The organism is Micromonospora sp. AMSO12t (assembly GCF_008806585.1).
Lineage (GTDB): Bacteria > Actinomycetota > Actinomycetes > Mycobacteriales > Micromonosporaceae > Micromonospora > Micromonospora reichwaldensis.
Genome location: NZ_WAAS01000063.1, coordinates 19,168 through 29,783 on the forward strand (window position 1 = coordinate 19,168; position 10,616 = coordinate 29,783).

General features: G+C 71.3%; 5 protein-coding genes. 4 read left to right on the forward strand and 1 reads right to left on the reverse strand.

The features are described 5' to 3' along the window. Window positions 1-111 precede the first annotated feature (111 nt). The 4 genes from F6X68_RS12620 (at window position 112) to F6X68_RS12635 (ending at window position 7,893) form a co-directional block, all read left to right on the forward strand. Window positions 112-5,655 (forward strand): AAA domain-containing protein, encoded by a 5,544-nt coding sequence (locus tag F6X68_RS12620; protein ID WP_225852169.1) that lies wholly within the window; start codon window positions 112-114, stop codon window positions 5,653-5,655. A gap of 45 nt (window positions 5,656-5,700) precedes the next feature. Then, on the forward strand, window positions 5,701-6,006 hold the full coding sequence (locus F6X68_RS12625; RefSeq protein WP_225852170.1) for a helix-turn-helix transcriptional regulator: 306 nt from the start codon (window positions 5,701-5,703) through the stop codon (window positions 6,004-6,006). A gap of 61 nt (window positions 6,007-6,067) precedes the next feature. Then, window positions 6,068-7,078 carry a MarR family transcriptional regulator gene (locus F6X68_RS12630; protein WP_151454457.1) on the forward strand — a complete coding sequence of 337 codons (1,011 nt, stop codon included), beginning with the start codon at window positions 6,068-6,070 and terminating at the stop codon, window positions 7,076-7,078. Further along, a complete protein-coding gene (locus tag F6X68_RS12635) occupies window positions 7,075-7,893 on the forward strand; it encodes a hypothetical protein (RefSeq protein ID WP_151454458.1) in 819 nt (272 codons plus the stop codon). Before F6X68_RS12630 ends, F6X68_RS12635 begins: the two co-directional genes overlap by 4 nt. A gap of 10 nt (window positions 7,894-7,903) precedes the next feature. On the opposite strand, the gene F6X68_RS34725 is transcribed toward F6X68_RS12635, so the two are convergent. Further along, window positions 7,904-10,616, reverse strand: a 2,713-nt coding sequence (locus F6X68_RS34725; RefSeq protein WP_305069287.1) for a DUF3427 domain-containing protein, incomplete at its 5' end; no start/stop codon positions are given.

A 10,616-nucleotide genomic window follows, 5' to 3' on the forward strand; every position in this document is an offset into this window, starting at 1 on the left:
CAGCGCGGAGGTGACCGACTGCTCGTACGACGAGCCCGCCTGCCGATCTCCTGACGACAGGTCGATCCGTCCCGTCCTGGCCGGTCCACCCAGCAGAACCAAAGGTGCCGCATGCTTTCCCGCTCCACGTCCTCGACGGAATCGCCCGCACTCATCCGGGACCGGGCCACCTCCCTGGTCGAGTACTTGATGGCCGTGCGGGCGCAGCTGGAGAAGCCGGCCCGGACGGTTCCCACCGCCGACGCCTTCTGGCAGCACGACTTCCCCGCGCACGCCGCCTGCGAGGTGGGCGTCTCGACCGACGGCGCCAGCTGGCTGCGGGTCGGCCTGCCCGCCGCCACGAGACCGATCAGGACCCCCGCGGAGTTCGCGCCGTACCTGGCCGGTGCGCCGTCGTACGCCGTGGAACCCCGGCTCGTCGGCGACGACGAGACGATCGAGAGGCTCCAGGAGCGGTTCGCGCAGTGGCGGGAGCGGGAGTGGCGCCCCTGGGCCGACCAGACCCGGCGTACGGAGGCGACGCGGCAACTGCACCGCAGCCTGTTCGACCTGAAGCACCGCGTCGACATGGACGCCGCCACCCACGAACTGGTGTGGGGCCACGGCGTCATCCGCACCGACGTCGCCGGGCACCGGGTGCAGTACCCGCTGGTGGTGACCCCGGTCGCCATCGAGTTCGACGCCGACCGGTCGATGGTCACGGTGGCGCCGCAGGGCGCGCCCCGGCTCCAGACCGACCCGCTCACCGGCCTCGACGAGCGCTACCTCAGTCAACTGCTCGCGTTGGCCGGCTCCGGCGGTCAGCTCGACCTCGACGTCTGGCACGACCTCGACCGCGTCGAGTTCTTCGAGCGGGCGCTGCGCCGGCTCGGGCACGACCCCGTCGTACGGGACAGCGGCGCGGCGGCCCCGGCCGGCCCGCACGTGCACGACACGGGCGTGCTCTTCGTCCGGCCCCGGCAGCGGATGCTGCGCCGCTTCCTGGAGGAGTTGCGCGCCCGGCTGCTCGCCGGCGACACCGCGAGCATCGGCTCGCTGGCCGCCATCCTGGCGCACGAGCCGAGCCGGCTGGAGATGCCGCAGGACCAGCCGGCGCGGTGGGCGCCGCTGGGGGAGCGGCTGCTCATGCCGCTGCCGACCAACGAGGCGCAGGAGTCCATCGCGCGCCGGCTCGCGCAGCACCGCAACGTCGCCGTGCAGGGCCCGCCCGGCACCGGCAAGACCCACACCATCCGCAACCTGATCTGCCACCTCATGGCGCACGGCAAGCGGGTGCTCGTCGTGGCGCAGAAGGAGGACCCGCTGCGGGTCCTGCGCGACGGCCTGCCGAAGGAGATCCAGTCGCTGTGCCTGGCGGTGCTGGGCCGCTCCACCGACCAGCTCGTGCAGCTCCAACTGGCCGCCCGCGAACTCTCCGACCGTGGGGCGACCCTCGACAAGCGGGGCGAGCAGCAGCGCGTCGACCGGCTGCGCCGCCAACTGGAGGAGGCCGAGCGGGACCTCGGCCAGGCCCTCGGCGGCCTGCGCACCATGGCCGAGAACGAGTCCGCGCACTACGAGATCGACGGCATCCGGCTGTCGCCGAGCGACGTCGGCAACTGGCTGCGGGAGCGGGCCGACCGCTACGGGGACATCCCCGACGCCCTCGCGCCGGACGTGGCCGCGCCGCTGGGCGTGGAGGAGTTCACCGAGCTGCTCGACATCGCCCGGCGTACCGTCCGACAGGACCGCACCCAGGCGCTGCGGCACCTGCCCACGGCCGCCGAACTGCCCGCGGAGGCCGCCGTCCTCGCCGGGCGGCGCGAACTCGCCGCCGCCCGCGAGGAACTCGACCGGCTCGCCGCCGCCGGGGTCGTCCTGCCGGAGGTACGCGCGTTCGGCCGGCCGGCGCTCGACGACCTCGTCGGGCAGCTGCGTCAGGCGCTGACCCTGCTCGCCGGCCGCGAGGGGGCGTGGACCGACCGGCTGGCCACCCTGCTCCAGGCCGACCCGAACTGGCAGACCATGTGGCAGGACCACGTCGCGGCCTGCCAGCGCGCGCTCACCGACCTGACCGCGGCGACCCGGACCCTCGCCGGCCACCAGGTGAGCGTGCCCGAGGCACAGCTCGCCGAGCCGCGCCGCCTCCTCGCCCAGCTCGGTGAGCTGCGGCAGCGGTTCGCGACCGGCAAGGGCGTCAACCGGCTCTTCCAGAGCACCCTCGCCCGGCTCGCCGCCGAATGCCGCATCGACAGCGAGCCCCTGCGCACCACCGAGGACGTCGACATCGTCGTCGCGTACGTCACCCGGCTGCGGCTGCGTCAGGAGCTGAACACCCGGTGGACCGAGTGGCGGCAACTGCTCAACCTCCCCGCCGACCTCGGCGACCAGCCCGACCTGTGGGTGGGTCGGCTGCTCACCGACGCCGCCACCGCGCTCGACTGGGACCGCCGCCGCTGGCCCACCCTGCACGCCACCGTCCGCCGCCTGCTCCCCCGGGCCGAGCAGGCGGTCGACGTACGCCGGCTGACCTCCCTCGCCGACCTGGTCTCCCGGTGCGCGACCGTGTTCGACCACGACCGGCTCGTCGCCGACGAGCGGACCCTCGGCACGGTGCTCCAGGAGGGCACGTCGAGCACGGACGCCAGCGAGCTGTGGCGGCTGCTCGACCAGAGCCGCCAGCGCGCCGACCTCGAAGGGTGGGACGGCATCCTCGACGAGGTGCGCCGGCTCGCCGCCCTGCGCCCCGACGCGCAACGCTTCGCGCAGCTCACCGAACGGCTGCGGCCGGCGGCGCCCGGCTGGACCGCCCAGATCGAGGACGGCACCGCCGTCGCGATCGGCGGCACCGGGGCCGACTGCCCGCACCGCTGGCAGTGGCGCCGCGCACAGACCTGGTTCGACACCGTCGTCGGCAGCGTCGACCCCGTCGCGCTGGGCCGCCGGATCGAGCAGACGCGGGAGCGGATCCGGCGGCTGACCCAGGAACTCGTCGTCGCCTCGTCCTGGCTGGAGGTGTCCAAGGCACTCGACGACCGGCGCCGGGCCGCGCTCGCCGACTGGACCACCGCACTGCGCAAGATCGGCAAGGGTACGGGCAAGAACGCCGCCCAGTGGCAGGCGCACGCCCGGCGGGCCATGAACTCCGCCGTCGACGCCGTGCCCGTCTGGGTCATGTCCGTCGACCGGGCCATCGAGCAGTTCGCCGGCGGCGCCCACTTCGACGTCGTGATCGTCGACGAGGCGTCGCAGGCGGACATGTTCTCCCTGCCGATCCTCAGCCTCGCCGAACGGGCCGTCGTCGTCGGCGACGACCAGCAGATCGGCCCGCAGCTGTCGTTCGTCGGAACGGTCACCGGCCTGATCAACTCCCACCTGGTCGACGTGCCCTCCGCCGAGCACTTCGACCCGGAGAGCAGCCTCTACGACCACGCCGTACGCCGCTCACCCGAGCGGATCCTGCTCACCGAGCACTTCCGCTCCGTACCGGCGATCATCGGCTTCTCCAGCCAGACGTACTACGGCGGCGAGATCGAGCCCCTGCGCACCGACCGGCCCGCCGGCATCGGCGAACCCGTCATCGCCGTGCACGTGCCCGAGGGCATCCGCCAGGACCTGCCCACCTACGGCAACGTCAACGTCGCCGAGGCCGAAGCCCTCGTCGAGCGGGTCGCCGCGATCGTCGCCGACCCCGCGTACGACGGCCGCACCATCGGGGTGGTGAGCCTGCTCAGCACCAGCGGTCAGGCCATCTACCTGCTCACCCGCCTGCGCGAGGTGGTGGGCGAGGAGGAGATGGAACGACGTCGGCTGCGCGTCGGCGACCCGTACACCTTCCAGGGCGACGAACGCGACATCGTGCTCGTCTCCACGGTCGTCTCCCCGCACAACGGCATGGTCTCCGCCTTCACCAAGCGCGACCACCACCGGCGGGTCAACGTCGCCGCCTCCCGCGCCCGCGACCAGCTCTGGGTCTTCCACTCCGTGCAGCCCGCCGACCTGCGCGAGGACGACGCCCGGGGGCTGCTGCTCACCTACTGCCAGAACGTCACCGCCGCCGAGGAGGCCTACGACGACCTGGAGAAGCGCTGCGACAGCGACTTCGAACGCGCGGTGCTGCGCCGCGTCCTGACCCGGGGATACCGGCCGTTGCCGCAGTTCCGCATCGGCGGGTACCGGATCGACTTCGTCCTCCCCGCACCCGACGGGCGGCGGCTCGCCATCGAGTGCGACGGCGACGCCTACCACGGGCCGGACCAGTGGGAGAGCGACATGCGCCGGCAGGCGGTGCTGGAGCGGGTCGGCAACTGCGTCTTCGTACGCATCCGGGGGAGCGTCTTCAGCCGGGACCCGGAGGCGGCGCTGGAGCCGCTGTGGGAGCGGATCGCCGAGCTGGGCATCGAGGTCTCGTCCCCGACGACGGTGCCGGTCATCGACGCCGAGATAGTCGAGGCTGCGCCGGTCAGCACGGAGGAAACCCGCGCGACGCCTACCTTCGCGCCGGCCCCGGTGCCCGCCGTGCCGGTCGACGACGTTGTGCCGCCGGTGGAGGCGACCGGCAACGATGGTTCCGCCAGCGCCGAACCGCCGTCGGTGGTGACCGAGCCCGTCGAGGTCGAGCCCGTTCCTCCGACGCCGGCTGCCCGCGCCGGCTCCGAGGGCAGCGGCGACAAGGAGCCGCGCGGGGTGGCGGTACCCCCGGTGCGGCCCACGCCCGGCGCGGCCCCGCCACCGGCCGACGAGTCGGAGGGGACCCCGGACGACGGCATGGCGCCCGTGCCCGCCGGCTACCGGAACGTGGCCTGGCTGCGGCCGTACGAGGCGGTGGCCGCCCTGGACAGCTACCAGCACTGCCGCGACGTGCCGGTGCGGCACGAGGGCAAGGTCCTGGGGTGGGCCCGCTACTACGACAGTGCCTCCCCCGAGGCGCGCAAGTACCGGGCCAACGTCCGCGTCGAGCGGGCACACCCGAACGGCGCGCGGCTGGTCTGCTGGGTGCGCCCGCACGAGGCGAAGGCAGTGATCGCTGCGGCGTCAATGAAGCGCGACATGCCGGTGGAGGACAGTCGCGGCCGGCACGCGGGCCTGGTCCAGTACTTCCCGGCCGCCAGCCCCGCCGCCGTACGCTTCCGCAGCGTCACCCGGCTCCTGCGGCTGTCGGGCGGCGAGAGCCGCGACGCTCGCCCGGCCGCGCCGCCGGTCCGGCCCGCGCCCGAGCCGCGCGGCCCAGGCGAGCCACGGCCCGCACCGGCGGGCGAGGGGACGCCCGCCCGCCGGGAGTTGGAGGAGACGCTGCACCAGGCGATGGTGCGGGCGTACGACCAGGAGGCCGAGCCGGCGGACGAGCCGGTCGAGGCCTCGGCCGACCGGCGGGCGCTCGAAGCCGCGTTCCACGAGGCGATGGTGCGTACGTACGAGCGGGCGCGGGACGAGGCGAACTACCACGCCAGCCTGCTGCTGCGGATGGTGACGGAGAAGGGTGGCCTCGCCACGGCCCGGCAGCTCCTGCACCACCCGCTGGTCTCCGACGGGTTCACGGCGCTCTGGGAGCGGGGGCGGGTCGACCTGACCGCCGAGGCGGTCGTGATCCGGCCACGCTTCCGTCCGCTCTTCACCGACGAGGAGTTGGCCATCGCCAGCAATCGCGTGGTGGACGCCTCGGCACACGCGTCCTGATCGAGTTGGCGCAGGTCGGGGACTCCACGGCATAGCATCAGCGCTATGACGATGAGTGACCGCGTCGACTGGAATGACCTGCGTGATCGCCGAATGGCGGAGCCCGGAGCCACCGAGGCGTACGAGGCGACGCGCATCGCCTTCGCGCTCGGGCAGGAGGTGCGGCACCTGCGGGAACACAAGGGCTGGAGCCAGAGCCAGTTGGCGAGGTCCGCCGGCATGACCCAGTCCGCCGTGGCCCGGTTCGAGGCAGGCGGCACCGTGCCGACCCTGCCGGTACTGGAGCGCCTCGCACGGGCGCTCAACAGGAAGCTGGACGTCAGGTTCGCTCCGAAGGCCGACGCCGTTTGAGTCTTCACTGCCATGTCGTGAGGTCAGGAGGTGTATAAGTATTACTCAAGGAGGGTGGGTAATGCTTATATCGGCATCTGTGTGGCAAGCCCTGACCGAAGCTGGGGTCACGCTGGTCCCTCGTGGTGTCGACCGTGTCGAACTGAGCTACGCGGGCGCCCGCGCCCTACTGACTGTCGTTTCATCGCCGACGCCACTGAGCCCCAGCAACATCGCGTCGTTGACCAGCCGTTATCCAGAACGGTGTCTGATCGTTGTCCCGGCGGCTTCACCGGCCGTGCGGCAAGCGGTCGATGAAGCCGACTGGTCATGGTTGGTCGATACCGGGCAGCAGGTGACCGGCACCGTACGCGTCAACGGGGTGAAAGTAGTGCTGCGTTCTCCGCCGCAAGCTGCCACGCGACCCGCCAAGCGGGGTCCGGTGCCGTGGGGCACCCTCACTCTGGTCCGCAGAATGCTCCAGCGCCCGTACGCCAGCCAGCGGGAACTGGCCGCCCTCGCTGGCGTTTCCCAGCCGCGCGTCTCGCAGGCCCTGAACGTCCTGGCTGACCAAGAACTCGTCCGTCGTACCCCCAATGGATGGGTCGTGCGGGACATCGATGAGGCAATACGTTGGTGGTTGGAGTCCTATCCCGGGCCGGGCGGAATCAGCACCCGGTGGTACGGGATGGCGTCAGCAGTTGAGCAGGCTCGGACGGTTGTCGCGCTGGTCGGGGCGACTGACCCGACTGCCGTCGTGGTCTCCGGCGATGTCGGTGCAGACGTCATCGCTCCCTGGCGCGCCCCCATCCGTGCGGTTCTCTATGGCCGAACCGGAGCGAATCTGGAGGACGCCGGCCTCGTCCCCGCCGGGGGCGATGAGGCAACCCTGGAGTTCAACGTCCCGAGGGACCCGGGCCTGTGGCAGCCTTCCGGCTCGGCGACGCCAGTCACGAACAGCCTCCCGCTGGCCGACCCGCTGCAGATCCTGTGGGACGTGCGGCGTTCGCCGGGCCCCGACAGCGAGGAAGCGGCGCATCGCGTGTGGGACGTTCTACGCCGTCGTCATCGTGACCGAAGGGATGTGGCATGACCGGGCCGACATCGTCGAGCGCGGACCCGATGGCACCGAAACCGGTTTCGGTCGTCTCGACCAGCCGGGCCGCGGATACGGGTTTCCTGACTCTTGCCGACCTGGCGCAGATCACTACCGCTCTCGGTCTGGACTACCGGATTGTTGGCGGGCACATGGTCACGCTGCTTGTGGCGCTCCATGGCGTTTCCGAGCAGGTGCCGCTGCGCGAGACGGCTGACGCTGACTTCGCCGCACTGCCGAGCGTCATCGCTGACCCTCGCCTACCAGGCGCTCTCCTCGAGCGTGGCTACCGATCACGGGAGGCCGCGAACCGGTTCACCCGTGACAGCGCAGACGAATATGGGCAGCTCAGCTTGGTGATCGACATACTTGCGCCGTCATATCGGGGCGTGCTGGTGCCCAATCAACGGCACGGCGACCTGGTGGTCGACGAGGTCCCTGGTCTCGTCCTCGCCCTGCACCGGCCCGTTGAGTTGCTGGATGTCGACGTCCAACTCACCAACAAAGACCATCTGAGCATGTGCGTCGCACTCCCGGACGTAACGTCAGCGTTATGCCTGAAAGCGCTCGCTTACCGCGGACGTTTTGCCCCGAAGGATGCAGTCGATCTCTGGCGCCTGATCCATGCGGCACATGCGGCCGGGTTACGTGCCGCTGATTGGCCGGTGAGCATCACGGGGCGTCAGGCCGCAGATGTACTGCACCGCTTCTTCGGCACGCCCGATGCGGCAGGTCTGAAACAAATGTCGTCGAGCATCGCCGACCGCACCCGGATGCGGGCGTTGGTCCGAGAGATTGTGCCAGCCGGATAGCGCCACAGGCTCATGCGGCGATGGTTCGGGCGGTGGCGTACACGTCGGCGGGGAGGGCGTGTGCCAGTCGCCAGATGATGCGCATGGGCCGGTCGCCGGTGTGCTTCTGATAGGTCATCGGGCCGGCGTAGAGGTAGGCGGGCGCGCCCAGGTCCCGGTCCGCGACCCGGGTCTCGCGGACGAAGAGGTGCACAGTCGAGCCGCGCGAGGCGTGGTGGATGTAGCGCTGCCCGGTCGCCGACGCCGACGACGTGGTGCTCTGCGACTCCCACTGGAACAGGCTGGCGGTGATGGCCCGGTCGGCGTACATGGTGGTGGGGGAGTAGTGCGCCTCCGACTTGACCAGGGTGACGAAGAAGAGATCCGCCTGGGCATCGGGCAGCCACTTCACCCCCTCCCGCAGCGAGCCCGGGTTCGGCATGCCGAAGGCCGCACACGCCTCATTGCGGCTGTAGCGGGCGTGCACCCGCAGCGGCACCTCCGCCGACAGCGGCTGCGGCGTGACCCGGTGGATCCGGCCGCGCAGCACCTCGGCCACCTGCCGCAGCTCGGCGCAGCGCGCCGGCTCCGCCCAGAGCCGCGCCAGCCGCTCGTCCCGGGAGGCCAGCGGCGCGTTCGGCCCCCACAGGTCGAAGTGCAGCATGTCCCAGAGTCGCCCGGCGTTCGGCCGCTCGCCCGCCGCCACCCGACTCAGCAGCTCCAGGCGGTCCGGGTCGTCGAGGTGCAGCATCCGCCCGATGGCCCGGCCCAACTCCCGGTCGTCCGGCCCCGGCGTCGACGACTCCAGCCCGGCGAGCCGCCGCAGCCCGGTCCACCCGCCGATGGTCGCCGACCGGTACACGTCCTCGATCTCCACGCCGGTCTCCCGCAGGAACCCGGCGAGGCTGACGTCCCCGAGGTGCCGCAGCTCCGCCAGCAGGCCGTTCTTCGACGTCGGCATGACGGTGCGCAGGTTGTCGAGCACGACCTTGCGAGCAACCGGGTCCAACTGGATGTGGCAGCCGCTGGGCAGCCACGGGAAGTCCTGCTCGACGGCGTCCCTGATCTCCCGGCGGCTGACCCCGGTCAGCGCGCGCCAGCGCAGGTCGAAGCGGAAATTGGCATGCTGCCCGCCGATGAAGTCCAGCACCGTCAGGCAGGGCTTGTCGTCGTCCAGGCGCAGCCCACGGCCGAGCTGCTGAAGGAAGATCGTGGCGCTCTCGGTGGGCCGCAGCATCAGGATCGTGTCGACCATCGGCAGGTCGACACCCTCGTTGAACAGGTCCACGGTGAAGAGCACCCGCAGCTTGCCGGCCTTGAACTCCCGCAGCAGGTCATGCTGCACGGGCCGGTCCACCTGGGAGGTCACCGCCGCCGACGACACGCCGTGCCGGGTGAACCACTCCGCCATGAAGCGGGCGTGGGCGATGCTCACGCAGAACCCCAGCGCCCGCATCCGATCCACGTCGACCGTGTCGCGTACCGCCTTCAGCACCAGCCGCGCCCGCGCGTCGTTGCCGGTGTAGAGGCCGTCAAGCTCGCCGAGGTCATACCCCTGGCCGCGCTTCCAGCGCAGCCGCGACAGGTCCACGTCGTCATGCAGCCCGAAATACTGGAACGGCGCGAGCAACTGTCGCTCCAACGCCTCCCACAGGTGCAGCTCCACCGCCACGCGACCGTCGAACCAGCGCCGCACATCCCGACCGTCGGCCCGGTCGGGGGTCGCCGTCAGCCCCAGCAGTACGCGCGGCTGAAGCCGCTCCAACAGCCGGGCGTACGTCGGTGCTTCCGCGTGGTGGAACTCGTCGACGATCACCATGTCGTACGCCTCGGGGTCGATCTCCCGCCGGTGCAGCGACTGGATGGAGGCGAAGACGTGCCGCCACCTGGTCGGGGTCTTGCCCCCGACCAGCGTCTCGCCGAAGCTGCCGTCGAGCATGACCTGGCGGAACGTCGCCAGGCTCTGGGTGAGGATCTGCTCCTGGTGGGCGACGAAGAGCAACGAGTCGACCTGGTTGTTGCGGTGCAGGCGCCGGAAGTCCAGCGCCGCGACGACCGTCTTGCCGGTGCCGGTCGCCATCACCACCAGGTTCCGGTGCCGGCCGTGCACCTGCCGCTCCGCGTCCAGGTCGGCGAGGATCTCCGCCTGGTACGGGTACGGCCGCACGTCCAGGTTGGCGATCTGCGTCGGCGAGTCCTCGCGCCGCTCCCCGCTGAGGGCGTTGCGCAGCCGCTCCGCGTCCCTGCTGGCGTCGTAGTCCTCGAACGCCGGATCGTTCCAGTAGTCCTCGAACGTGGCAGTGAACGTGTCGATGACGTGCGGCTGCTCGACGTTGGAGACGCGCACGTTCCACTCCACGCCGTCGATCAGCGCGGTCTTCGACAGGTTGGATGATCCGACGTACGCGGTGGTCATGCCGTTGTTGCGGCGGAACAGCCACGCCTTGGCGTGCAGCCGGGTGGTCCTGGTCTCGTAGGACACCTTGATCTCGGCGCCCAGCTCCGCGAGCCGGTCGAGGGCCCGCTGATCGGTCGCGCCGAGGTAGGTCGTGGTGATGACGCGCAGCTTGCCGCCCCGGGCGATCAGCTCGCGGATGGCGGGCTCGACGATGCGCAGGCCGTACCACTTGATGAACGCGCAGAGCAGGTCCACCTGCTCCGCCGACGCCATCTCGTGGGTGACCTCGTGGCCGATGCGCGGCTGGTGGCGGCCATTGACCAGCAGCGCGCCGGTGGAGAGCGGG

Excerpts from the sequence above, each read along its gene's own strand:
- F6X68_RS12620 (WP_225852169.1), top strand. The coding sequence starts at position 112 with ATGCTTTCCCGCTCCACGTCCTCGACGGAATCGCCCGCACTCATCCGG.
- F6X68_RS12625 (WP_225852170.1), top strand. The coding sequence starts at position 5,701 with ATGACGATGAGTGACCGCGTCGACTGGAATGACCTGCGTGATCGCCGA.
- F6X68_RS12630 (WP_151454457.1), top strand. The coding sequence starts at position 6,068 with ATGCTTATATCGGCATCTGTGTGGCAAGCCCTGACCGAAGCTGGGGTC.
- F6X68_RS12635 (WP_151454458.1), top strand. The coding sequence starts at position 7,075 with ATGACCGGGCCGACATCGTCGAGCGCGGACCCGATGGCACCGAAACCG.